The organism is Desulfitobacterium metallireducens DSM 15288, from assembly GCF_000231405.2.
GTDB classification, from domain to species: domain Bacteria; phylum Bacillota; class Desulfitobacteriia; order Desulfitobacteriales; family Desulfitobacteriaceae; genus Desulfitobacterium_A; species Desulfitobacterium_A metallireducens.
On sequence record NZ_CP007032.1, the window covers coordinates 3,139,201 to 3,162,298 of the forward strand.

Genomic DNA, 23,098 nt, shown 5'->3' on the forward strand with positions numbered 1-23,098 from the left:
GATACTCCAATTTAGTCTTCTCCTAAAATAATGAGTTCATGCGGCGTATGACGTGGTGCAACCCTTAAGCGTAACTCTGGATTCTCTTTTGCCACTTTTGAATTCTTGAGAATTTTAAGGATAGTAGAAAGAGCAAGTTCTGGAGTATTATTTTCTTCGCTTAAGTGGGCAAGAACAACCCGTTCTGTATTCTCTTGGATCCATTCCAAAAGTCCCTCAGCTAACTGTTTGTTTTCAAGGTGACCTCGATCCCCACTAATTCTTTTTTTCAGATACCAGGGATATCTTCCATTCCATAACCGTTCTCCATCATGATTAGCCTCGACAACAAGGCCATCACACCCCTTTAGATAGCGATTCATTTCCTCGGTAATAATCCCGGTATCCGTTGCAATTCCAAGCGCTTTTGACTGAAAAGATCCCGTCTCAGGGCTTTGAATTCTAAATCCGTAACTTTCCCTGCTATCATGTGACGTTGGAAAGACCTGAACATCAAGTCCTGCACAAGAAAACTGATCTGAAATAATAACCTTTTGCTGTTCATCAATTTTCCCGAGTGAAGAGGTCATTTCCTCCCAAATTCCTGCTGTCGCATAGATTGGAATCTTTAATTTACGGGCGACTGGGCCAATTCCTTTAATATGATCCTTATGTTCATGCGTCACAATGATCCCCTCAATCTCTGAGGAAGAAATATCAATGAGCTCAAGATTATGGAGTAACGCCTTAAGAGAAACACCACAGTCAACAAGGAAATTTCTATTTTTATGTCCAACGACAGTTGCGTTGCCAGAACTTCCACTTACGAGAGTCGCAAAATGCACTGTCTTTCACCTTCTTCATTTTAACCACTAGGGAATTTATACCTTAATATGCATTATAACAAAAAGAAATCTCCAAAGAAATGGAGATTATGTGAACATCCTTTAAATTAAATAAATTAATATATTTTATTATTTTGTAACATCACCACTCAGTTTTGATTGTGCAAAACTGATTAAGCTATTGATTTGTTGTACATTTTCAGATGAAGGATTTGTATTCAATGCTTTGTTAAATTCAGCAATAGCCCCCAAATAATCTCCTTTGGCTTCCATTAAATAAACTCCGTGGTTCATTAAAGCATTCAAAAAATCTGGCTTTATTGCTAAAGCTTGCTGAAAAGTTGTCTCGGCTAAAGTATTATCGCCACTGTAAAAGGCTGCTGTTGCCATATCAACTAATATACCGACGTCATCCTTTTTACTCTTAAGTACCTCTTGATATTCCGTAATTGCCTGTTTCAAACTCGTCTTTCCCGCTTCTACAACAGCTTGATCTTGTGAACTGTTTAATTGCGCCATTCCCAAGTCATAATAGGAATTCGCTAAACTAAGACGAAGTCCTGAATCCTCCGGCTTCGCTTTGAGCGCCTGATCAATACCATCTACCTGACCCTGTAGACTTTGAATTTGAGCATCAGCCGTGTCTCCAGCCTGAGTGGCCGTTTGGGCAACTGGGGTATCATTAAAGAAAAGAACAAAGGAAGAACCTATCATGCTTAAACTAACTAAAGAAACAATGATAATCGCAACTGTCCGATTCCTTTTATGTTTTTTATTCACTCTTAATCCCTCCCGAATCAATTGAAGCATGTTCTTCCTTATTTTAACATTTCAAATCCATTTAGTCCACAAGCCATTTGCGGATTTGGCACCCCACCTCATAATAGGATGTTGATTGACCCAAATCAGAGGATAAACCTTTAATGAGTTGATTCACCCCAACCCCATTACTCGTATTTCCTTCAGGAATAACAACAGCTTGCGGATGAATATCCTCCGAAACATAAACTCGAGCCAAAAGCTGACCTTGTCGTGTTTCCACGAGAGCTTGATCCCCCGGGAAAAGATAAAATTTTTCCGCTAACTCCGGATGGATGAACATGTGGAACCCCTCATCTTCTTGAAACTGAGAGTGAATCGCTTGCCGGGGATGCGGAGTGAGCAAATAATAAGGATATTCTGCCGAAAGAATAGCATTTTCGTTGTCTTGCTCTATCCGAGGAGAAGCTACTTTTTCTCCCACTTCCTTAAGGGCGAGATCTGAAGATAATTCTATCTTCCCACTTTGGGTCTTAAAGTTTAAATCTTCCCAAGCCACATTCTGAATATAGGGCGCACGCACAGGACCTTGATGCAGGGATTCAAGCGTGATTCCATATTCATGTAATGGAGTAATAATTTCTTCAATCCACTCAGACGAAGTCAAGCTAAATTTCTTCCCAATTCCGAGACGCTTAGCTAACTCACTAAAAATCTCTAATTCTGATTTTGTTTCACCTTGAGGCTCCACAACTTTTTCCGTGACCTGAAGCATAGGATTCCAGGAAGATACAATTAAATCTTCCTCCTCAAAAATGGTCGTCACTGGCAAGACTAAATCGGATTGGCGAGCCGTTTCGGACATAACCAGCTCCAATGTCACTTTGAAGGGGATCTTGCTCCATACTTCCTTCCAAAGCAGCGAATTGGGTTGTTGGAGCAAAGGATTAGAACGAGTCACAACAGCCATTTGAATGGGGGGATCCGCTTTCTCAATACTTTCCGCAAAAAGTGGATGTGGGAATCTCCGAACTTGATAGTGCTCTTCTGGTAACCTGACCGTATTTAAATGGTCCTGATGATCCTGATGAGCGTAATAAACCCCTGCTCCCGGTTTTCCAATATTTCCAGTTAAGGCCGCTAAAGCATCAATCGCGCGAAGGGTATTCCCTCCTTGAACATAACGTTGTAAGCCATAGCCTGGTAAAAAGCTCACTGGACCTGAGTGACTGATCCGACGTGCTAATGCATTCATCTTTACTTCACTAATTCCAGTCAACTCGCTAACACGCGCCGGCTCATACTCCTTCGCCTTAAGGGCAAACTCCTCAAACCCATGGACATGATTACGGACAAACTCCCAATCAAGCCAGCCCTCGCGCAAAATGATATGCGCAAGTCCTAAAGCTAAGATCCCATCTGTACCTGGATTAATTCGAAGATATTCTTGAGCCAATTCCGCGCTTTTCACTTGAGTCGGATTAATGACAATGAGATAGGCTTCCTCTTTTTTGGCCGCCAGTAAATGCGGGATAAGATGGATATTCGTCACTGCAGGATCTTTACCCCAGAGAATGATTGTTTTGGACTGTCTGAGACTAGCCCAATCATTCTGATACACTCCACCAAAGTCAATTGCTTGAGCATGGTATCCAGCGCCCCAACACATACTTCCCTCTGGCACTGTCATTCCCCCAAGAGCTTGGAAAAAACGCTGATCTAAAGCACGCAAAGCACCATTATGAGCATAATCATAATGGTGCAGAATTCCTAACGGGCCTGTTTGCTCCAGAGTCTCTTGAATCTTTCTTGTCAAAAGGGTATAGGCTTCTTCCCAGGAAATCCTCTTAAAACGTCCTTTTTCTTTACGCAGAGGAAATCTTAAGCGATCGGGCGAGAAAACGAGTTCAGCAAGAGCTTGTCCTTTAGAACAGATGAAACCCTGAGTTATAGGATGCTCTTTCTCCCCTTTAAGTTGTAGTCCTTGTTCTTCCGTATAATTGACAAGAAAGCCACAACTATCTGGACAATTTAACGGGCAAGCTGATCGTTTCCATGCCATATTTTCTTTCCTCCGCTCGTTACTTTTGAAACTCTTAATTCTTTTCCTTAATTTGCAAATAAAGTGCGACTTCTAAGCGCTTCTTTTGAAATTCGCAGCCTAAAGTATAAACTTCAGTCAATTTCCCGCTAAACGCATGGTTAGCGGCATGACAGCCCCCGCTACAGGAAAATCTAGCCCAACACTCACGACAAGACGCTTTGGAATAGACATGAGCATTACGGAACGACTGAACCAAGTTGGAGTCAAGCTCCGGCTTTTCATCCCACAAGGAACCCATTTTAAACTCCTCTTGCCCTACAAATTGATGACAAGGGTATAAATCTCCCTCAGGCGAGATCGCGACGTATTCATGTCCCGCTCCACATCCCGTTAAGCGTTTAGGTAAACATGGGCCACCATCTAAAGCAACATTAAAGTGGAAAAAGCTAAAATCTTCTCCCTTCTTTTTACGTGCTAAAAGATCCTCCCCGAGGCGATCATAACTTTTTAAAATCTCAGGTTTATCTCCCTCTTGGAAAGCATACGGTTGATCTGGTGTTGCCACGACCGGCTCAAGTGAGATCTGGTTTACTCCTAAATCGAGAAGATGATCGACGTCTTTATCAAAATCGAGATTAAAATGAGTATAAGTTCCCCTTGCGTAATAATAGGTTCCGACGGCATAAGGGGAAGACTCTGGTCGTTTCTTCGCAAACTGTTGTATACGTGGGATGACTTGCTCATAACTTCCCTTGCCACTCGCATAAGGACGCATACGGTCGTGAACCTCGGGTCGTCCATCAATACTGAGGACAACGCTAATATCTTCATTCTCCAAGAAGTTCTGAACTTCTTCCGTGAGAAGTACAGCATTTGTGGTTAACGTGAACTTAATCGTTTTGCCTCGTTCAGCGGCAGCCTTCCGTCCATAAGCCACAAGATCTTTAACGACTTGAAAATTAAGCAGCGGCTCCCCGCCAAAGAAATCCACTTCACAGTGTTTGCGATGGCCTGAGGCATCCAGGACAAAGTCAATCCCCTTTTTTCCGGTCTCCAAATTCATTAAACCTCGATCTCCACCAAAAGCTCCTGTACCTGCAAAACAATACTTACACCGTAAATTGCAATCATGGGCAACATGTAAGCAGATTGACTTAATAATTGGGCGCTCAGGGTAAACTGGATTCCACTCTTCTGCTTCTGAAGAAAAAAGTGTGCCTTCTTGTTGAAGTTCTTCGAATTCCCCTAAAATCTCCTCAAGTTCCTTCTCCGAACAATTTTTACCTTCACTTTGAAGCGAAGAGGAAATTTCTTGCACTAAAAGAGCTTTTCCCTCCTTTTGGAGTTTATCCATAATTTGCAAAACATCAAACGTCAAATCATCTAAAACATGGAGTGACCCAGAATTAATATCATAAGCCACATTGATATCCCCTTGGTGATAGGCGTGAACATTCTTTCCAATTTTATATCCCTCTAAATTTAACATCAATTTCTCTCCTTCTATATAAAGAAAACTTGGCTTGTGCCAAGCCTCTGGGGCAGGCAGGAGCCTTAGTGGCACTTCGAGTTGATCTGCAGGAAAAATTTATTTTTCTGTTAGTACAGAAACAGAACCCGCCTGAATCAGGTGGGTTCCTTGATAACCTATGTGCGATTTTCCTTTCAGAAAAGTAAGTACTTACTTAACGCAAACTTGGTTACCTACGGTGCAAGACGTTTTGCATGCGGATTGACAAGAAGATTGGCATTCTCCGCAGCCACCCGTTTTGACCGTCTCACTGAGGTTAGCTTTAACAATAGTTTGGATGTGTTTAGCCATTTAAAACATCCTCCTCTCACACTTTGAAATTCATTTAGATTATAGCACGTTGACAAGTTGTAACGCAATTATCATAATCCTTGCTTCGGCTGGCTAAAAAGATATCTGTTTAATGACTTTCACACGTTTCCCTCACTCAACTTTAGATCAAGTTAAGTTTAATCCATTGATGGAAATATAACAATAAAAATTAAACCTCCGCCTAGCGAAGGTTTAACATATTAAATGATAAAGATGGTGCCTCAGGACGGAATCGAACCGCCGACACGAGGATTTTCAGTCCTCTGCTCTACCGACTGAGCTACCGAGGCAAAAACAATGGTGACCCGTACGGGATTCGAACCCGTGTAGCCGCCGTGAAAGGGCGGTGTCTTAAGCCGCTTGACCAACGGGCCATATATGGTGAGCCATCCGCGACTCGAACGCGGGACACCCTGATTAAAAGTCAGGTGCTCTACCGACTGAGCTAATGGCTCAAAACTTACTCACAAAACAAGATTTTACACGAACCTTTAAATCCTGTCAACCTTTTTATTTTCTCAAGTCTTAAAAAATCTCTCCACGGACAATCGTTTGCTCTCTGCCCGGTCCTACTGCGATAAGGGTAACCTTGGTTTCAGTAAGCGCCTCAATACGGCGTACATAGGCTTGAGCCGCTTGTGGCAGGTCTTGAAAAGTCCTGGCGCCCGTTATATCCTCCTGCCAGCCAGCCATTTCTTCATAAACTGGCTCACAGGCTGTAAAGATTTTTTGGCTTTGAGGGAATTCATAGATAACTTCCCCTCCTACGCGATATCCAACACAGATCTTCACTTTTTCGATACCTGATAAAACATCAAGTTTCATCAAAGCGAAGTCGGAAATTCCACTAACTCGAACAGCATAGCGACCAATTACCGCATCAAACCAGCCACAGCGGCGCGCACGCCCTGTCGTTGTGCCAAACTCGAAGCCAGCTTGACGCATTTGTTCTCCCATTTCATCAAGCAGTTCCGTAGGGAATGGTCCCTCACCGACTCGAGTGGTATAAGCTTTAATCACACCGACCACCTTATCAATTTGAGTTGGGCCGACACCCGCGCCGACGCAAGCTCCTCCTGCCGTTGGATTGGAAGACGTGACATAGGGATAGGTTCCATGATCCAAATCCAAGAGCGTTCCTTGTGCGCCTTCAAATAGGACCTTTTCACCCGCTTTAATTGCCCCGTCAACAGTCAACGAACTATCGGTGACAAAGGCACGTAATTTTTCTGCATAGCCCATATATTCTTGATAAATGCTCTCGTAATCTAAGGGCTTGCTGTTATAAACCTTAACCAAAAGGTTATTTTTCTCAGCTAAATTTCGTTTTAATTTAGCTGCAAATTCTTCAGAATCTAAGAGATCCATCATCCGAATCCCAATCCGGGCCGTTTTATCCATATAAGCAGGACCAATTCCTCGTTTGGTTGTCCCAATTTTAAACTCTCCGCGCGCTTCTTCTTCTAGTTCATCAAGCAAACGATGATAAGGCATAATAACATGCGCATTGCTGCTAATGAGTAATTTTCCTGTTTTAACCTTACGCTCAGCCAAATAATCAAGTTCTTCCAAAAGAACCTTGGGATCTACAACTACGCCATTACCAATAATGCAGGTTTTATCCGCATAAAGTATTCCTGAGGGAATCAAGTGAAGTTTAAATTCCTCACCTTGGGCGACTACAGTGTGACCTGCATTATTTCCCCCTTGATAACGAACAACGAGATTCGCCTTTTCGGCAAGAAAGTCTGTAACTTTTCCTTTTCCTTCGTCTCCCCATTGTGCACCAAGCAAAACGACTGCTGCCATTTTCATTCCTCCACATCATATTTTCGAATCGATGAACAGACAAGCCCTTAGGCTTGGATCAACCCTAATCGTATAAATATATCATCGATATGCTTAAGATGGTAACTCCAATCAAACAAGGTATCGAAATCTTCTATTTTTAGATATTTCATAACCTCCGGCATTTCCGGAAGGACCTGACGCAATTCCTTGCCCTCATCCCAGGCTGTAAAGGCAGCCTGTTGGACCCATCGATAGGCATCCTCACGCATACACCCCTTCTCTACTAAGGCCAGTAATACACGCTGTGAAGAGGTAAAGCCATAAGTCTTAAGAAGATTGCGCTTCATATTATCATCGTGAATCTTTAACCCTTTAATAATCCAAGTCATTTTCCTCAGCATATGATCCAATAAAATATTACTATCCGGAAGAATGACCCGTTCCACTGATGAATGCGTCATATCCCGCTCATGCCAGAGGGCTACATTTTCCATCGCGGCTAAGGCATTTCCCCGGAGTAAACGCGACATTCCGGCGATCTGCTCACTCACAATGGGGTTTCTCTTATGAGGCATAGCTGAAGAACCTTTTTGACCTTCCGCAAACGGTTCCTCAACCTCAAGAATATCCGTCCGCTGCAAGCTGCGAATTTCTGTCGCCATTTTTTCTAGAGTACTGCCAATCAAGGCGAGCGTTGTTACATAATGAGCGTGGCGATCGCGCTGTAAAATCTGATTACTCACGTAAGCAGCTTTTAAGCCCAAGTGTTCGCAAACTTCTTCCTCTATATCGGGAGAAACATTCGCATAGGTGCCAACGGCTCCTGAGATCTTGCCTACCCTAATCGACTCGGTTGCCTGTTGTAAGCGTTCAATTTGACGATCAATCTCGGCAACCCATAAGGCCAGTTTCAAACCAAAAGTAACAGGTTCAGCATGAACTCCATGCGTACGACCGACCATAATAATATTTTTACTTTCGATTGCCCGCTCAGCCAGTGCGACTCTCAAATCCGCTAAATCCTTAAGTAAAAGCTCCCCTGAGTCTCTAAGAACAAGACTTAACGCTGTATCTTTTACATCAGAAGAGGTTAAACCCAAATGAAGATACTTACCCGCTTCTCCAACTTCCTCAACTACAGCTTGCAAAAAGGCGATAAGATCATGCCGTACCGTTTTCTCGATTTCCGCCACTCGCGTAGGATTAACTTTAGCCTTTTCGTGGATTACAGGCCACACCTCTGCAGGAATCTCTCCACGCTTAGCCATAACCTCCGCAACAGCCAACTCAACCTCTAACCAGCGGTCATATTCATAACCTTCGCGCCATAAATTACCCATTTCTGGATGAGTATAGCGATCTATCAATAAAATACCCCCTAGATTTCCTGTGCAAACTAAAATTCAAAATTCAAAACGATTGATCAATGACTTCAAATTTCTATTATACCATGGTTAAGAGTCTTCATTCATGAAACCCTACACCTTCACAAACAGTTTTATCTTAACAAGCCTCAACCTCGATGTCAACGGATTTATCGAACATTAATCATGTATACACGTTTAATATTCGACAAATACAAAAGTTGCTAGGGCCTAAACCCTAGCACTTTATCCTATAAATGTTGACGATCTAAATTCACAAACTTAGTGAACTCCTTTAAGAAACCCAGTTCGACCGCCCCTACCGGGCCATTACGGTGTTTGGCAATGATAAGCTCTGCTATTCCCTTTTTCTCAGATTCGGGGTTATAATACTCATCCCTATAGATAAAAGAAATCACATCGGCATCAGCCTCAATTGCTCCAGATTCCAGAAGATCCGACATAATGGGTCGTTTATCCTGACGCTGCTCAACCCCCCGGTTAAGCTGAGAAAGCGCGATCACAGGTACACTTAGTTCTCGCGCAATTCCTTTAAGCCCCCGGGAAATTGCAGCTACCTCTTGTTGCCGGCTTTCGGCGCGCCGACCTAAGGTCATAAGTTGAAGATAGTCGATGACGATCAGCCCTAAGCCATGTTCAATTTTTAAACGTCGTGCCTTTGAGCGAAGCTCAAGTAAGGAAATCCCTACTGTATCATCAATAAATACCGGAGCATCTGAAAGAGGACCTACAGCCCGTGTAAGTTTCGGCCAATCGGTATCCAATAAATCCCCTGTTCTCACTCTTTGCTGGTCAACCATAGCTTCAGAGCAAAGCATTCTTTGCACAAGTTGTTCTTTAGACATCTCTAAGCTAAAAACGGCGACAGGCACATTAGCCCGTACTGCAGCATTCTCAGCCATATTTAAAACCAGAGCCGTCTTACCCATCGAAGGACGTGCTGCAATAATGACTAAATCTGAGGGTTGCCATCCAGAAGTCATTCGATCTAATTCCGTAAAAAAGGTAGGTACACCTGTGAGATTTCCCTTATGGGCATAAAGTGTTTCAATTTTTTCAAAGGTGTTGAGCAAAATATTACGAATGGACTCAAACCCATCTTTCACTTGGCGCTGGGTCAGGTCAAGAATCAGCTTTTCAGCTTCTGCTAAAAGTGTTGTCGCCTCTTCACCAGGTTCATATCCTTTTTCAGCAATCCGTCCCGCCGTACGAATTAACTGCCGAAGCATCGATTTTTCAGCAACAATCTTTGCATAAAATTCGATATTCACTGCTGATGGCACCGAACGGGCAATTTGCGAGACAGTAGCGATACCTCCGACCTGCTCCAACCGCCCATTTTGGCGTAAGGCTTCGGCCACTGAAACTAAGTCTACCGGATCACCGCGTTCAAACAAATCCCGCAACGCAATAAAAATCAAACGGTGATTATCGCGGTAAAAATCCTCCGGCTGCAATATTTCAAAAACGGAACTCCCCGTTTCTGGTTCAAGCATTAAGGCTCCAAGCACTGCTTGTTCAGCCTCTAGATTCTGGGGAGGGACTTTGGCGAGTTCCATCTACTTTCTCCTCCTAGACAATATACTCTAAGGCTTCCTGAATCGTCTCCACCGTTCGCACTTCAATTCCCTGTATGCCTAACGGTACATCGACCAAATTATCCTTTGGAATTAAAACGGTCTTAACCCCCGCCTGTTTTGCACCAAAAAGCTTCTCGGCGATTCCTCCTACCGGACGAACCTTCCCCTGAATGGAAATCTCTCCAGTTACAGCAATATTTTGGCAGATAGGTTTTCCCTTTAGTGCACTATAAACTGCCAGAGTAGTCGCTAAACCAGCTGATGGGCCGTCAATTCTCCCACCACCGACAACATTGACATGAACATCATAATCTCGAATATCTTCCCCTGTTAATAATCGTAACACGGCGGTCGCATTAAAGACCGCATCCCGTGCCATACTCCCTGCCGTTTCATTAAAACGGATCGTGCCCTTGCCATTCTGTCCAGGAAAAACGATCGCTTCAATTTCCAAGACAGAACCGACGAACCCAAGAACACCTAACCCGAGAATTCGGCCAACTTCAACTGTTTCCTGAGCCTTTCGCGAGACATAGGGACTTAAGCGAGCAGAACGAAGGACCTCATAAACTTCTGTGGCACCAACTTTTGTTTCTTTCTGGTCCGGGTACCGAAAACGGGCCAGGCCATAGGCATCCGTCAAAATATTATTGGCTTTCCGTCCCTCAATAACATATTCACTAATGATTTGAGGAACATCTTCCTCGATTTCGGTATTCAGTTTTTTGGCGGCTTGATAAACGATCTTCTGGATATCTTGGGGTTCTAAAGGATTGAAATAAATTTCAGCACACCGCGACCGCAACGCAGGGTTTATTTCACCTGGATCACGTGTCGTTGCTCCAATTAAGACAAAATCAGCAGGAGCACCTTCTTCAAATAACTTTTTTATATAGAGTGGGACCTGAGGATCTGAAGCGTCAAAATAAGAAGAATCGAAAAAGACCCGCTTATCTTCTAGAACCTTTAACAACTTATTTAAGAGTAGTGGGTCCATTTCTCCAATTTCATCAATAAATAAAATTCCACCATGAGCATCGCTGACTAAACCTAGCTTCGGTTCAGGGATTCCCGTATCCGCAAGCTCGCGTTTAGCCCCTTGATAAATAGGATCATGTACTGATCCAAGTAGAGGATTTGTCACGTCTCGAGGATCCCAACGAAGAGTTGTTCCATCAACTTCAATAAAGGGAGCAATCCGTGAGAAAGGCGAATGAGGATGTTGTTTCACCGTTTCCAGGGCTACCCGAGCTGCAGAAGTTTTACCTACTCCTGGAGGCCCATAAATCAGGAGATGCTGAGGATAAGGGGTCGCCAGCTTGGCCAACAAAGATTGAACTGCATTCTTTTGACCAATAATCTCCTCCACCGTCTGTGGTCGGAGAACTTCAATTACAGAATTAGCAAGTTTAACCGAGTTCATTTTCTCAATCTGGGCCAGTTTTTTCAAAGTCTGGGCATTATCAGGACCTGCCGAATCTTTGAGAACCTGACTTTTTATTTCTTTAACATAATCTTCATGATGTTCTTGCATCTTTTCGGCAACCGCTTTATCTAATTTTTCTTCAACTGAACGCCGTGCCTGCAATTCTGCGATGTGTTCGTCGATTTCAGTTAAAACCTGTGGAACCTCTTCATAAGATGAAATAGGAGGATCCGTTGGGTCCTCAAAAGCGATCTTTTGTAACCCTTTAATCCGTTCCAATAAATTTTCAGATCGCATTAGACTTAATGCATCTAGGCGAATTGCCTTAAGTACTAGCTTATCGGGCCCATAGAAATCAGATAACAAATGGTAATAGGCATCAATTTCGAGTTTCAATTGTTCCTCATTGGTTTGATTCTCTGGCGTCTTATCCTGTTTCAACCACTTTGTTAAAAACCCTTTCATCGGGCTCCCCTTTCACTGTTCAAAAAAGTTCCGCTATTAAATTGCTTTAACTTCTACTTTGAGTTGGGCAGAAACTTCTGGATGAATTTTAGTCTGAATAGTATAGCTTCCTAAGGCTTTAATCGGTTCTTTGACCTCTATTTTACGTTTATCAATTTCAATACCATACTTACTTTTAAGCGCTTCAGCTATTTCTTTATTGGTCACAGATCCAAAAAGCCGTCCGCCTTCTCCTATCTTCGTACGCACTTCAACCGTAATCGAAGATAATTTTTCAGCTAATAACTGTGCGTCTTCTTTTTCTTTAGCCTTTCTTTTGTCTTCATTCGCCTTCTTAGACGCTACATCATTTAAATTTCCTGTTGTGGCTTCAATCGCCCACTTTTTAGGGAAGAGAAAATTTCGGGCATAACCATCCGACACTTCACAAACTTTACCTTTTTTACCCAGATTTTTTACGTCCATTGTTAAAATTACTTTCATGAAAATCCCCCCTAATTACTATTATCCTCCGGTATACGGCGGAAGTTTAAAACTAAGTCAAAAAGGCCTAGCAAGATTAAACCCATTATTGTTACTTGAAAATAAACGAACCCCATGAAGATTAAAATCCACTTTATGAATCCCGATAATCGAGGAGAACGTAAATAGTATATGAAAATCGCACTTCCTAAGACAAACGCCACGCCCGCATAAATCAACATTACGTTCAGTCCAAAGGTACGAATACTCAGCAAATTCCATTGATCCCCAACCAGATAACTGACTATTCCAAGATTTACTCCCCAGATCGCAAACCACGGTAATCTGAAAGAACTAAACAAGGGGAAAGGTTGGTCTTTTTGGGGAAACCAACGGGCAAAGAAATAATAAACGGCCCCGTATTCCATCATCGACCCCAATGCTGCTAACGCAGGAATAAATAAAAACAGATACTGAAGAAATTGTTGCACATAGTTTTCTATATCTGCTTCACTAATTCCCTGCTGAGTAAAACTCGTCAACATTCCGGATTGGCGGTATTGATCCATCATGGACCGGCTGATTTCTTGCATCAACTCTGTGCCCATTCCTTGTAGTATCATGGGGATAACGGGCAGAACACCTAAGACTCCAGCCAAAACTAAGGACCAAAACAAATTCGATTTACGTGACCAAACATGCTCTACTCCCCATATTGTCAGTACACTAACCCATGGTAAAAATCCGATATTTATGACTGAGGAAAGTCCACCACCTAACAAAAATGCGATACCATAACCTATCGATAAACATAAGGTCATCCATTTAAATCCTATACTGCGTCCTACCGAAAGGGTGGCAATGAGCAGCGCAACCTCAAGTAGCCAACCTCCGCTCCCTTTCGCCACTCCAAACCACGGTCCTGCTAAAAGGGCAAAGATCGCTAACCCCTTAGTTACTTTTTGGTCACTCACGTACATTCAACTGCTCCAATCTATTCTTCGGGGGCGAGATAGCTTAACAAGAGGCTCAAATCCCCCCACTGACTTTCTAACTTCATAGTATCATTTTCTTTCCATTCTACCAAACCCTGTATTAAAGTTCGGTCCAATCTCGTGAAATCGAAACCTAATCGTCGAGTCAGTAAATAACTGATCCCAACTATATCCGCTAAACCTTGCATCATCGCAGTATCTGAACCCTCAATTGCACCGCGTTCAAAAATCCATAAAGATTTTAACATTTCAACTTTTAACTCATCAATCGCTTTTAATCCTTTAACAACATCAACTTCCATCGTGGATGCCCTCCGGTATCTCTCTAAAAATTTAACAGCTATCTAAGCCGTATCAAGGAAATGTTCGCTGAGTCTTGGCCTATTTCCTGCAAGGCATATCCTTTATACTCTCAACCGATAAAGAACATATACTTTTAAAAAGTGATAAAGAAAACTTGGCTTGCGCCAAGCCTTAGCGCAGGCGGAAGCCTTAGTTGCACTTATACTATCTACCGATAAAAACTTATACTTTCTGATACGTAAAATAAAAAAGGGAGCTTCTGCTCCCCTTTTACTAATCTACCATATAAGGCAACAGCGCAATGGCCCGGGCTCTTTTAATAGCAACGGTAACTTGGCGTTGATGCTTTGCGCAGTTTCCTGAAATACGACGAGGCAAGATTTTGCCACGCTCGGTCACATACTTGCGCAATTTATGAGTTTCCTTATAATCGATCGATTCAACTTTATCAACACAGAAACTACATACCCGTCTTCTTGGACGACGTCCGCGTTCGCGTTTCATACGTTCACTCCCCTTCCCGTTTAGAATGGGATATCATCATCTAAACTTACTTCATGGCCATAGGTTCCCACATTACTGGCATTACCGGATGTACCGTTCCCTGAGTTACCGTTTTCCTTAGGACTCAAGAACTGAACATTCTCTGCAATTACTTCTGTAACCCAGCGACGTTGCCCGTCTTGACCCTCAAAAGAACGAACTTGAAGTCGTCCGTCAACGGAGGCCAATCTACCTTTTGATAAAAAGTTAGCGCATAACTCAGCCAGTTGTCGATAAACGACACAGGGAATAAAATCCGTATCCCTTTCACCGTTGGAATTCTTAAAATTGCGATCCACGGCTAGAGTGAAGGTCGCTACTGCAACTCCACTCGGGGTATAACGTAACTCGGGGTCTTTCGTTAAACGGCCAATTAAAACGACACGATTCAACATCTATAACCCCTCCAATACTACTCTTCTTTTTTCGTGGTTAAGAAACGCACAACAGAGTCGGAGATCTTCATGACCCGCTCCACCTCTTGTGCCGTACGAGCTTCCCCATTAAAGTTCATCAGGATGTAAAAACCTTCCCGAAGATCCTTAACTTCGTAAGCTAGGCGGCGTTTGCCCCATTTATCCACAGTAACATCTGCTCCACCATTGTTGTTCACAACTTCAGAGAACTTGTCCACTGTAGCGGCAATAGCCTCTTCATCCATATCAGGACGAATGATATAAAGTAATTCGTACGCTTTCATATTTGCACCTCCCCTCGGACTAAGCGGCCCCATATGAGTGGGGCAGGGATTTATAGTCTATTTAGACTACCGATTAAACATTATACCATCATTGCAAAACATTTGCAAACTAACGATACTCTTAATTTATTTCCAATTTATTTCTGCTTAAACATTAAATCTAAAATGAACGATATCTCCATCAGCCATCACATAATCTTTGCCTTCAAGGCGAACAAGTCCCTTATCCCTAGCTCCATTTAGGCCACCCATCGCCACGAAATCGGAATAAGAAACAACTTCAGCGCGAATAAATCCACGTTCAAAATCTGTATGAATTGTACCTGCAGCTTGAGGTGCCTTTGTTCCTCGGCGAATCGTCCAGGCTTTAACCTCCATCGGTCCTGCTGTAAAGAAGGTCATCAGACCCAGAAGATGAAAAGCTGCACGTATTAAACGGTCAAGTCCTGATTCCTCTAATCCTAAATCCTCTAAGAAGGCTTGTTTCTCCTCGTCCTCTAGCTCTGCGATTTCTGATTCGATCTTAGCGCAGACCATAACGACTTCCGAATTTTCCTCAGTGGCAATTTCCCGTACTTTTTGAACATAGGAATTTTCTTCGCCACGGGTTAAATCTTCTTCGCTCACATTAGCTGCGTATAATATCGGCTTCATAGAGAGAAGCGAAATTGTTTTAAGTATTTCTTTTTCCTCATCTGTATAACTAAGACTACGGGCTGCTTTGCCCTCATCAAAGGCCTCTTTTAGTTTCGTTAATAATTCAACTTCAACGTGAGCTTTCTTATCACCGGATTTAAGAAGCTTCTCTGATTTCTCTAAACGTTTCTCAATACTCTCTAAATCTGCAAGAATAAGTTCGAGTTGAATCGTTTCGATATCTCGTTTAGGATCTACATTTCCCTCAACATGGATAACGTTACTGTCATCAAAACACCGAACAACATGCACAATAGCATCAACTTCCCGAATATGAGATAAAAACTTATTTCCAAGCCCTTCCCCTTTGCTTGCACCTTTGACTAAACCGGCGATATCTACAAATTCAACCGTCGCAGGCACAATCCGATCAGGATGAACCATATCTGCTAAAACTCCCAATCGAGAATCGGGAACATGAACAATCCCAACATTAGGATCAATCGTACAGAAGGGATAATTAGCTGCCTCTGCCCCTGCTTGCGTAATCGCATTAAATAACGTTGATTTTCCCACATTGGGCAAACCTACAATACCTGCATGTAATGTCATTTTATATCCTCCATAAAAACATATTATTAAGAATTAGTGTGTTAGATTCTCAAATCGCACCTAAGCTTCAGGCGGGACATCTGCTTTTTGCAAAATCTCTTTAATTTGACGTTCCAGCTTTATCCGAGGAATCCACGCCTGATGCTGACAGCCCAGGCATTGAATTCTAAAGTCCATACCCGTACGCATAACCTTCCAATCTGTACTCCCACAAGGATGAGGTTTACGTAGTCGAACAATATCTCCAACTTGTAAAGGGATCACTCATACTCCTCCTAACTCATAAGGCGACGTTAACAATGATCGTAAATGTTATAACATAAAAAGCAACGCTACGCAAAAGAGGAAATAGGTTGTTCGCTTAGAGCATGTTTAGACTCTGAATAAGTTCTAATTTAAAAAACGATTGCAACCCCGCAAAAATTTGAACGAGATATGAATAAGACCAGGCTTGTTGTAAAAGGACGAGAGGCTGGTTTTGGCCAAAAATCGGCAATATTGGCGAAATCAAACCCACAAAAACAGCAATTCCAACCAAGGCACTCAAAGCACCGAAAAAAAATCCTCCCCCATGATTAATTGTCCTACCAAAAAGTCCGAAAGGAGCCAGTACAATGGAAACCCCAATTTGTAGGATGACGACTACCGCTAAATATGTTGCCAAAAAGGCGAGCATCCGCATCAAATTATCCGTCAAAACTCCAGCCATATTTTGAGCAATCGTTTGCACAATATTTTGTGTATAGGATTTCAAACCAGGGATAGAACCTGACCCAACTAAACCTTGAAGTTCCTTAGGAATTATTGAAAAGATGCGGTCTAAAGTTTGTTGTTGGGTAATTTGGGTCTGAGATTCAATCAAAGGAAGCAGGAAACGATAGACTACGGGTTCTAACCACTGCCTAAGAGGCGTATGGAGATCTAGCCATCCGAGTAAATTAAGATATTCTTTAGATGCAATATAGAAACCCAAAAGATTCCCTAATAAACTCACAAGGCCAGAAATCAACCCTTTCCGATATCCTTGTAAAGCACCTAGTATGAGGAAACCAAGGATCAGAATATCAAATATATTCATAAAATCTCCTCCGCTCCGAGCTCTACGACCATAATCTTATACTATTCGATTTCTGTGTAAAAAATCCTGCATATAAATAAGGAGCAGCCTAAGCTGCTCACTTACATCCTATTAATTAAAATTGGCGGGGATGCGTGCGAATCGAACACACCCCGGAACGTTCTACGTCCCGGCACGCGGATTTGAAGTCCGGGGGCAGCACCAGCCACCACTCATCCCCAGCGATTTCGCGCTTCACAATATTATAACAAATTATACTTAATTACTCAACTCATAGCCTTTTCCCAAAAGAGCGTCCTTTACTTCCTTCACCCGATCTCCATTCAACCGAACCAATATTTGCACTTTATTATTTTTGAGGTGATAAACAGCTAAACTGGTAATATTCACATCGTAATCTTGAATGATAGAAGAAAGATCTCCGATCACCCCAACTTCATCTTTTGTCTCAATTACCATGCGATCACCGGGACTACGGAAGCCCATAATATCGAGAAAGGTGTCAAAAATATCAGTTTCCGTAATAATTCCGACTAACTTTTCTTGATCTAAGACGGGCAAAGACCCGATACCATGATCTCTCATCAAAACAGCTGCGTCTTCAAGTTTCGTATCTGGAGAACAGGTAATCACCTTTTTGACAGCAACCTCACGAATCGAAGTCTTAGCAACAAGATAATTCAATTCAAATATACTGAGAGTCGTTGCGGGAGAAGGAGAGACTTCTCGAAGGTCTCCATCGGTAACAATACCTACCAGTTTTCCTTTTTGAACAACAGGAAGCCGATTAATCTTTTTCTCACGCATCAGGGCCATAGTATCTGCAACATTATCCTCTGGACTCACGGTAAAAACTTGTGAGGTCATAAATTGCCTAACGTACAATCAAATCTCCCCCTTCGTTTATCCTTAATTGATTATGAATGCTTAGTCCTTAAACCTATATTCTAGAACTAAGCTGCATTTTCCTTTTTCGGCTCAATTAACCTCCTAAGTAGGCATTTCGAACCGCTTCACTTTTTGCTAATTCTACAGCATTCCCGGAAAGGACAATCTTCCCAGTCTCCAAAACGTAAGCTCGCTCCGCAATCGAAAGCGCCATATGCGCATTTTGTTCGACAAGCAAAACTGTAGTTCCCGTCTTATTAATTTCCTTAATGATGGAGAAAATTTGTTTAACAAGAATAGGTGCTAACCCCATCGAAGGCTCATCCAGAAGGAGTAACTTTGGCCGGGACATCAGAGCTCTGCCCATCGCGAGCATTTGCTGTTCTCCTCCAGATAGCGTTCCCGATAATTGACCTTTGCGTTCCTGCAAACGCGGAAACAGAGTATATACTTTCTCGATGTCTTTTTTGATCTCCGCTTTATCCTTCCGAAGATAAGCTCCCAACTCCAAATTCTCTAATACCGACATATTAGTGAAAACATGTCGGCCTTCAGGCACTTGAGAAATCCCTTGCGAAACAATCTCTTGAGGTTGAACGCGAGTGAGATCCGCTCCGTTAAAGGTTATACTTCCCTCTTTGGGACGAAGAAGTCCTGAAATTGTCTTCAGGCTTGTACTTTTACCTGCTCCATTAGAACCAATCAGGGTCACAATCTCCCCTTCGTTCACTTCTAAAGAGATTCCCTTGAGAGCATGAATTGCGCCGTAATAAACATGAATATCTTGAAGAACAAGCATTAGTCAACCTCCTCTCCCAAGTAAGCTTCGATAACCTTAGGATTCGCCTTAATTTCTTCTGGCTTCCCTTCAGCAATAATCGTTCCATAATCCAAAACATAAATTCTCTCACAAACTTGCATTACAAGTGACATATCATGTTCGATTAAAAGAACGGTCAACTGAAATTTTTCCCGTATGAAACGAATCAGTTCAGTCAATTCACGAGTCTCTTGTGGGTTCATCCCCGCTGCTGGTTCGTCTAAAAGCAAAAGTTTAGGTTGTGTAGCTAAAGCTCGGGCAATTTCTAGGCGGCGCTGCTCACCATAGGGCATGTTTTTAGCTATTTCTTGGGCTTTACCTTCTATGCCAAAAATCTTCAGTAAATTCATAGCCTTTGCTTCTATCTCTGCCTCGCCTTTATAATATGAAGGAAGGCGAAAAATGGCGCTTAGTGTTGAATACGTCGCATGTTGATGAAAGGCAATTTTAACATTGTCAATAACACTTAACTCACCAAAGAGTCGGATGTTTTGGAATGTCCGAGCAATACCTCGTTGCGTGACTTGATGGGGTTTTAGAGCAGCCACATTTTTTTCAGCAAAGAGAATTTCTCCAGTTGTCGGTTCGTAAACTCCGGTAAGAAGATTAAATATCGTGGTTTTTCCCGCACCATTAGGTCCAATTAAACCAATTAATTCACCGTTCTCGATATTAATATTCAAATTTGAAACAGCTTTTAAGCCCCCAAAGGATTTTGAGAGATTATTTACTTTGAGAAGAGTCATTTCTCTCACCCTTCTTTCCTAAGAAATTGAGGCTGAATTCCTTCGTTCCCATGAGCCCCGATGGCCGGAAAAGCATTAAGAGAATCATTAAAATAGCCGTTATGACCATACGCCATTCAGATAGCCCTGATAAAAGAGCAGATAAAAAGGTCATAACAATTGCTCCAAGAATACTTCCCGTAAGACTTCCTAACCCTCCTAGAACAACCATAACTAAAAAGTCAAAGGATTTAAGGAAGTTAAATTGTATGGGATGAATGAGATACATGTAGTTCGCATATATTCCTCCAGCTAACCCTGCGAACATCGCCCCAAGCGTAAAAGCAAGCACCTTATATTTTGTGGTATTAATCCCCATAGCTTCAGCTGCGATCTCATTTTCTCGGATGGAAATACATGCTCGTCCATGTGTGGATGCTGTAAAGTTATGAATGGCCAACACTGAAATGACCATTAACCAAAACGCCCAAGTCCAATTAATTGTACTCGGCACCGAAAAACCTGATGCTCCACCGACATAATCCATGTTCATAAAAATAACACGAACAATTTCTCCAAGACCTAACGTGGCAATGGCAAGATAATCTCCATTTAAGCGCAGCGTGGGTAACCCAATTAAAACACCGGCAATTCCTGCTGCTAAGGCCCCTGCAATCAGGCCCAAATATAAGGGTCCGTTTAAATTGACTATTACAATAGCCGAAACAAAGGCACCTATCGACATAAAACCAGCATGTCCAATAGAGAATTGCCCTGTGATACCATTAATCAAATTTAAGCTCGCTGCCATGATGATATAAATACAAGCGAGTATTAAATTAAGTTGTAAAAACGGGGGTATGATATCCATCAGGTTCAAACCCTGAACTATACCATATATTAAAATAACTCCGATTAATACAATGACATTTCTCATCTGAAACCAGCGCTTCATCTTTATCACCTACACTTTCTCGCGTACATTTTTGCCAAAGATCCCCGCAGGTTTAACGATAAGCACAAGAATTAAGATTAAGAAAGCTGCGGCATCCCGCCACATTGAACCCCCTAGTCCCGAGACTAAGGTCTCTATCAACCCTAAAATTAATCCTCCAGCCATAGCTCCTGGAATAAGCCCGATCCCGCCTAGTACTGCGGCAATGAAGGCCTTTAAGCCTGGCATAACCCCCATTAGTGGATCGATTTGGTTAAAGTAAACACCAAAAAGCACACCTGCTGCAGCGGCTAACCCCGAGCCAATAGCAAAAGTTGCGGAAATAGTATTATTCACGTTTATCCCCATGAGTAAAGCAGCATCCTGATCAAGGGAAACAGCGCGCATTGCTTTACCCACTTTTGTATACCTCACTATGACCTGGAGAAGAACCATGAGAATAACCGAAGTCACAAGCATCACAACATCACCGTATTTAAAAGAAATTCCTCCAATATTATAAATTGTCTCTGGTAAAACCGGAGGATAAGTTCTTACTTGGGGACCGAATAGAAGCATTCCCCCATATTCAAGGAAAAATGAAACGCCAATTGCCGTAATAAGGGCAGCAATCCTTGTGGAATTGCGTAAAGGTTTATAGGCAATGCGTTCAATCAAAACCCCGAGAATTGCAGAGCCCACCATGGATACTAAAAGCGAAGGAATAAACGACCAATGCAATTTAGTAATTGTAAACCAACCAATATAGGCCCCGATCATCAAAATATCGCCATGTGCAAAGTTGATTAATTGAATAATTCCATAAACCATTGTATAGCCCAAAGCCATTAATGCATAAATACTTCCTAAGGAAATTCCGTTCACTATAAGCTGAATGAATTGCTGAAAACTGACCATGCGCTCACTCCTTTCTAAAATATAGAACAGATTTCAAGAAAATTTATTTTAGTACAGGACAGAATTAGGAGGGGGCGATGCCCCCTCCGTATTCCTTCTCATCTGAATTAACGAAGTAAAAGTTACTTTGGGCTAACAACTAAAACAGTCAATTTATTTTGAATCAATTCTGCTTGCAAAAGCCCACTTGCCATCTTTAAATTGTAACATTACAGCACTCTTATTTGGATTGTGTGTCGCAGGATCAACAGTGATGTTCCCGGAAACACCTTTTAAGTCTTTAATGCTTTCAAGAGCTGTACGAACTTTATCAGGATCGGTGCTTCCTGCAGCTTCAATGCCCTTAATCAGCATCGTTGCAGCATCATATCCTAAAGCTGAAAAACCAGTAGGCGCAATATTATACTTAGTTTGATATTGCTTAGCAAATTCAACAAGACCAGGATCATCCATCGCAACATGGTCTGAATAGTAGACATTCGTCATATTGTTTGCTCCAGCAATCTTAGTCGTTTCGTCTCCATTCCAACCATCTCCACCTAACATAGGTACCGTAATTCCCAATTCGCGGGCTTGCTTAACGATCAAACCCACTTCATTATAATACCCTGGAACATAGATGAGATCAGGATTTTGAGCTTTAATGCGTCCTAAAATTGGTTGGAACGCTTTATCCCCAGCAACATAATTTTCTTTAGCTACAATCTGTCCGCCAGCTTTTGTAAAGGTATCTTCAAAAGCCTTAGCTAATCCTTTTGCATAATCTCCATTGGTATCAATAATAATAGCAGCTTTCTTAGCTTGCAATTTTTCTGTTGCAAACGTTGCACCAACATTTCCTTGGAAATCATCAATAAAGCAGGCTCTAAAGATCCATTGATTCAATTTTCCATTTGCAACTGTTAAGTCTGAAGCTGTACCCGATGGAGTAACAAGCGGTACTTTATTTTGGGTGACAATAGGGATAATCGCTTTAAGTGTTTTGGTTGTCATCGGTCCAAGCATTCCAACAACCTTTTCAGAAGTTACAAGGCGTGTTGCTTGAGCTGTCGATTCACCTGGCTCAGATTTATTATCTGCTGTAACCAGTTTAATCTGTTTGCCTAATACGCCACCTTTGGCATTTTGTTGATCAATCGCAAGTTGTGCGCCATTTAAACCAGCTGTCCCATACTGAGCCGCTCCACCTGTTTGCTCAAAGAGACCTCCAATTTTAATTTCTCCACCATTACCTGCTCCGCTACCCGTTGCTCCGCCTGATGTGCCACAGCCCGCAAGCAAAGATAAACTCAATACTGCGACTGTTGCCATTGTAAAGATCTTTTTCATCCAAGTTTTCCCCCTCAACGATTAAATTTTTAATAATT

The 23,098-nt window shown here is 42.3% G+C and carries 24 protein-coding genes and 4 tRNA genes; all 28 read right to left on the reverse strand.

Going from position 1 to position 23,098, the window contains the following annotated elements:
* Positions 1-11: 11 nt before the first annotated feature.
* The gene (locus DESME_RS15075; protein WP_006716738.1) at positions 12-824 is read right to left on the reverse strand and encodes an MBL fold metallo-hydrolase; all 813 of its coding nucleotides are present in this window, start codon (positions 822-824) and stop codon (positions 12-14) included.
* Positions 825-953: 129 nt separating this feature from the next.
* Positions 954-1,604 carry a tetratricopeptide repeat protein gene (locus DESME_RS15080; protein ID WP_025248854.1) on the reverse strand — a complete coding sequence of 217 codons (651 nt, stop codon included), beginning with the start codon at positions 1,602-1,604 and terminating at the stop codon, positions 954-956.
* 61 nt (positions 1,605-1,665) lie between these two features.
* A complete protein-coding gene (locus DESME_RS15085; RefSeq protein WP_006716736.1) occupies positions 1,666-3,645 on the reverse strand; it encodes a molybdopterin-containing oxidoreductase family protein in 1,980 nt (659 codons plus the stop codon).
* A gap of 34 nt (positions 3,646-3,679) precedes the next feature.
* On the reverse strand, positions 3,680-5,116 hold the full coding sequence (gene scfB / locus DESME_RS15090; RefSeq protein ID WP_006716735.1) for a thioether cross-link-forming SCIFF peptide maturase: 1,437 nt from the start codon (positions 5,114-5,116) through the stop codon (positions 3,680-3,682).
* A 192-nt stretch (positions 5,117-5,308) separates the two neighbouring features.
* Positions 5,309-5,449 carry a six-cysteine ranthipeptide SCIFF gene (scfA, locus tag DESME_RS15790; protein WP_006716734.1) on the reverse strand — a complete coding sequence of 47 codons (141 nt, stop codon included), beginning with the start codon at positions 5,447-5,449 and terminating at the stop codon, positions 5,309-5,311.
* A gap of 235 nt (positions 5,450-5,684) precedes the next feature.
* Positions 5,685-5,760 (reverse strand) — tRNA-Phe (locus tag DESME_RS15095).
* Positions 5,761-5,768: 8 nt separating this feature from the next.
* Positions 5,769-5,844: transfer RNA gene (locus DESME_RS15100), tRNA-Glu, on the reverse strand.
* A 5-nt stretch (positions 5,845-5,849) separates the two neighbouring features.
* A tRNA-Lys gene (locus tag DESME_RS15105) sits at positions 5,850-5,925 on the reverse strand.
* A 70-nt stretch (positions 5,926-5,995) separates the two neighbouring features.
* Positions 5,996-7,279 carry an adenylosuccinate synthase gene (locus DESME_RS15110; protein WP_006716733.1) on the reverse strand — a complete coding sequence of 428 codons (1,284 nt, stop codon included), beginning with the start codon at positions 7,277-7,279 and terminating at the stop codon, positions 5,996-5,998.
* 47 nt (positions 7,280-7,326) lie between these two features.
* Positions 7,327-8,628 carry an adenylosuccinate lyase gene (gene purB / locus DESME_RS15115; RefSeq protein ID WP_006716732.1) on the reverse strand — a complete coding sequence of 434 codons (1,302 nt, stop codon included), beginning with the start codon at positions 8,626-8,628 and terminating at the stop codon, positions 7,327-7,329.
* Positions 8,629-8,876: 248 nt separating this feature from the next.
* Complete coding sequence (gene dnaB / locus DESME_RS15120; protein ID WP_006716731.1) at positions 8,877-10,205, reverse strand: replicative DNA helicase; 1,329 nt, start codon at positions 10,203-10,205, stop codon at positions 8,877-8,879.
* Between the two features lie 13 nt (positions 10,206-10,218).
* Complete coding sequence (lonC, locus tag DESME_RS15125; RefSeq protein WP_006716730.1) at positions 10,219-12,117, reverse strand: Lon family ATP-dependent protease; 1,899 nt, start codon at positions 12,115-12,117, stop codon at positions 10,219-10,221.
* 36 nt (positions 12,118-12,153) lie between these two features.
* Positions 12,154-12,600: a 50S ribosomal protein L9 gene (rplI, locus tag DESME_RS15130; protein ID WP_006716729.1), complete on the reverse strand. Its 447-nt coding sequence runs from the start codon at positions 12,598-12,600 to the stop codon at positions 12,154-12,156.
* Positions 12,601-12,611: 11 nt separating this feature from the next.
* Positions 12,612-13,559, reverse strand: a complete 948-nt coding sequence (locus tag DESME_RS15135) for a DUF2232 domain-containing protein (RefSeq protein ID WP_006716728.1) — start codon at positions 13,557-13,559, stop codon at positions 12,612-12,614.
* A gap of 14 nt (positions 13,560-13,573) precedes the next feature.
* The gene (locus DESME_RS15140; protein WP_006716727.1) at positions 13,574-13,876 is read right to left on the reverse strand and encodes a MazG-like family protein; all 303 of its coding nucleotides are present in this window, start codon (positions 13,874-13,876) and stop codon (positions 13,574-13,576) included.
* 274 nt (positions 13,877-14,150) lie between these two features.
* Positions 14,151-14,381 carry a 30S ribosomal protein S18 gene (gene rpsR / locus DESME_RS15145; protein ID WP_006717755.1) on the reverse strand — a complete coding sequence of 77 codons (231 nt, stop codon included), beginning with the start codon at positions 14,379-14,381 and terminating at the stop codon, positions 14,151-14,153.
* 20 nt (positions 14,382-14,401) lie between these two features.
* Positions 14,402-14,815: a single-stranded DNA-binding protein gene (locus DESME_RS15150; RefSeq protein WP_006717753.1), complete on the reverse strand. Its 414-nt coding sequence runs from the start codon at positions 14,813-14,815 to the stop codon at positions 14,402-14,404.
* A gap of 17 nt (positions 14,816-14,832) precedes the next feature.
* Entirely contained in the window at positions 14,833-15,120 is a 288-nt protein-coding gene (gene rpsF / locus DESME_RS15155) for a 30S ribosomal protein S6 (RefSeq protein WP_006717752.1), read from the reverse strand.
* Positions 15,121-15,267: 147 nt separating this feature from the next.
* On the reverse strand, positions 15,268-16,368 hold the full coding sequence (gene ychF / locus DESME_RS15160; protein WP_006717750.1) for a redox-regulated ATPase YchF: 1,101 nt from the start codon (positions 16,366-16,368) through the stop codon (positions 15,268-15,270).
* Positions 16,369-16,428: 60 nt separating this feature from the next.
* Complete coding sequence (locus DESME_RS15165) at positions 16,429-16,632, reverse strand: DUF951 domain-containing protein (protein WP_006717749.1); 204 nt, start codon at positions 16,630-16,632, stop codon at positions 16,429-16,431.
* 97 nt (positions 16,633-16,729) lie between these two features.
* Positions 16,730-17,446, reverse strand: coding sequence for a CvpA family protein (locus DESME_RS15170; protein ID WP_006717747.1), 717 nt, complete (start codon positions 17,444-17,446; stop codon positions 16,730-16,732).
* A gap of 122 nt (positions 17,447-17,568) precedes the next feature.
* A tRNA-Sec gene (locus DESME_RS15960) sits at positions 17,569-17,666 on the reverse strand.
* A gap of 38 nt (positions 17,667-17,704) precedes the next feature.
* On the reverse strand, positions 17,705-18,331 hold the full coding sequence (locus DESME_RS15175) for a CBS and ACT domain-containing protein (protein WP_006717745.1): 627 nt from the start codon (positions 18,329-18,331) through the stop codon (positions 17,705-17,707).
* A 97-nt stretch (positions 18,332-18,428) separates the two neighbouring features.
* Positions 18,429-19,133: an ABC transporter ATP-binding protein gene (locus tag DESME_RS15180; protein WP_006717743.1), complete on the reverse strand. Its 705-nt coding sequence runs from the start codon at positions 19,131-19,133 to the stop codon at positions 18,429-18,431.
* Complete coding sequence (locus tag DESME_RS15185) at positions 19,133-19,900, reverse strand: ABC transporter ATP-binding protein (protein WP_006717741.1); 768 nt, start codon at positions 19,898-19,900, stop codon at positions 19,133-19,135. Before DESME_RS15185 ends, DESME_RS15180 begins: the two co-directional genes overlap by 1 nt.
* Entirely contained in the window at positions 19,878-20,834 is a 957-nt protein-coding gene (locus tag DESME_RS15190; RefSeq protein ID WP_006717738.1) for a branched-chain amino acid ABC transporter permease, read from the reverse strand. The genes DESME_RS15185 and DESME_RS15190 overlap by 23 nt, the downstream gene beginning before the upstream one ends.
* A gap of 9 nt (positions 20,835-20,843) precedes the next feature.
* Positions 20,844-21,731, reverse strand: coding sequence for a branched-chain amino acid ABC transporter permease (locus tag DESME_RS15195; protein ID WP_006717736.1), 888 nt, complete (start codon positions 21,729-21,731; stop codon positions 20,844-20,846).
* A 153-nt stretch (positions 21,732-21,884) separates the two neighbouring features.
* Entirely contained in the window at positions 21,885-23,060 is a 1,176-nt protein-coding gene (locus tag DESME_RS15200) for an ABC transporter substrate-binding protein (RefSeq protein ID WP_006717734.1), read from the reverse strand.
* Positions 23,061-23,098: the final 38 nt, after the last annotated feature.

Excerpts from the sequence above, each read along its gene's own strand:
- DESME_RS15085 (WP_006716736.1), bottom strand. The coding sequence starts at position 3,645 with ATGGCATGGAAACGATCAGCTTGCCCGTTAAATTGTCCAGATAGTTGT.
- scfB (WP_006716735.1), bottom strand. The coding sequence starts at position 5,116 with ATGTTAAATTTAGAGGGATATAAAATTGGAAAGAATGTTCACGCCTAT.
- scfA (WP_006716734.1), bottom strand. The coding sequence starts at position 5,449 with ATGGCTAAACACATCCAAACTATTGTTAAAGCTAACCTCAGTGAGACG.
- DESME_RS15110 (WP_006716733.1), bottom strand. The coding sequence starts at position 7,279 with ATGGCAGCAGTCGTTTTGCTTGGTGCACAATGGGGAGACGAAGGAAAA.
- dnaB (WP_006716731.1), bottom strand. The coding sequence starts at position 10,205 with ATGGAACTCGCCAAAGTCCCTCCCCAGAATCTAGAGGCTGAACAAGCA.
- lonC (WP_006716730.1), bottom strand. The coding sequence starts at position 12,117 with ATGAAAGGGTTTTTAACAAAGTGGTTGAAACAGGATAAGACGCCAGAG.
- rplI (WP_006716729.1), bottom strand. The coding sequence starts at position 12,600 with ATGAAAGTAATTTTAACAATGGACGTAAAAAATCTGGGTAAAAAAGGT.
- DESME_RS15135 (WP_006716728.1), bottom strand. The coding sequence starts at position 13,559 with ATGTACGTGAGTGACCAAAAAGTAACTAAGGGGTTAGCGATCTTTGCC.
- DESME_RS15140 (WP_006716727.1), bottom strand. The coding sequence starts at position 13,876 with ATGGAAGTTGATGTTGTTAAAGGATTAAAAGCGATTGATGAGTTAAAA.
- rpsR (WP_006717755.1), bottom strand. The coding sequence starts at position 14,381 with ATGAAACGCGAACGCGGACGTCGTCCAAGAAGACGGGTATGTAGTTTC.
- DESME_RS15150 (WP_006717753.1), bottom strand. The coding sequence starts at position 14,815 with ATGTTGAATCGTGTCGTTTTAATTGGCCGTTTAACGAAAGACCCCGAG.
- rpsF (WP_006717752.1), bottom strand. The coding sequence starts at position 15,120 with ATGAAAGCGTACGAATTACTTTATATCATTCGTCCTGATATGGATGAA.
- ychF (WP_006717750.1), bottom strand. The coding sequence starts at position 16,368 with ATGACATTACATGCAGGTATTGTAGGTTTGCCCAATGTGGGAAAATCA.
- DESME_RS15170 (WP_006717747.1), bottom strand. The coding sequence starts at position 17,446 with ATGAATATATTTGATATTCTGATCCTTGGTTTCCTCATACTAGGTGCT.
- DESME_RS15180 (WP_006717743.1), bottom strand. The coding sequence starts at position 19,133 with ATGCTTGTTCTTCAAGATATTCATGTTTATTACGGCGCAATTCATGCT.
- DESME_RS15185 (WP_006717741.1), bottom strand. The coding sequence starts at position 19,900 with ATGACTCTTCTCAAAGTAAATAATCTCTCAAAATCCTTTGGGGGCTTA.
- DESME_RS15190 (WP_006717738.1), bottom strand. The coding sequence starts at position 20,834 with ATGAAGCGCTGGTTTCAGATGAGAAATGTCATTGTATTAATCGGAGTT.
- DESME_RS15195 (WP_006717736.1), bottom strand. The coding sequence starts at position 21,731 with ATGGTCAGTTTTCAGCAATTCATTCAGCTTATAGTGAACGGAATTTCC.
- DESME_RS15200 (WP_006717734.1), bottom strand. The coding sequence starts at position 23,060 with ATGAAAAAGATCTTTACAATGGCAACAGTCGCAGTATTGAGTTTATCT.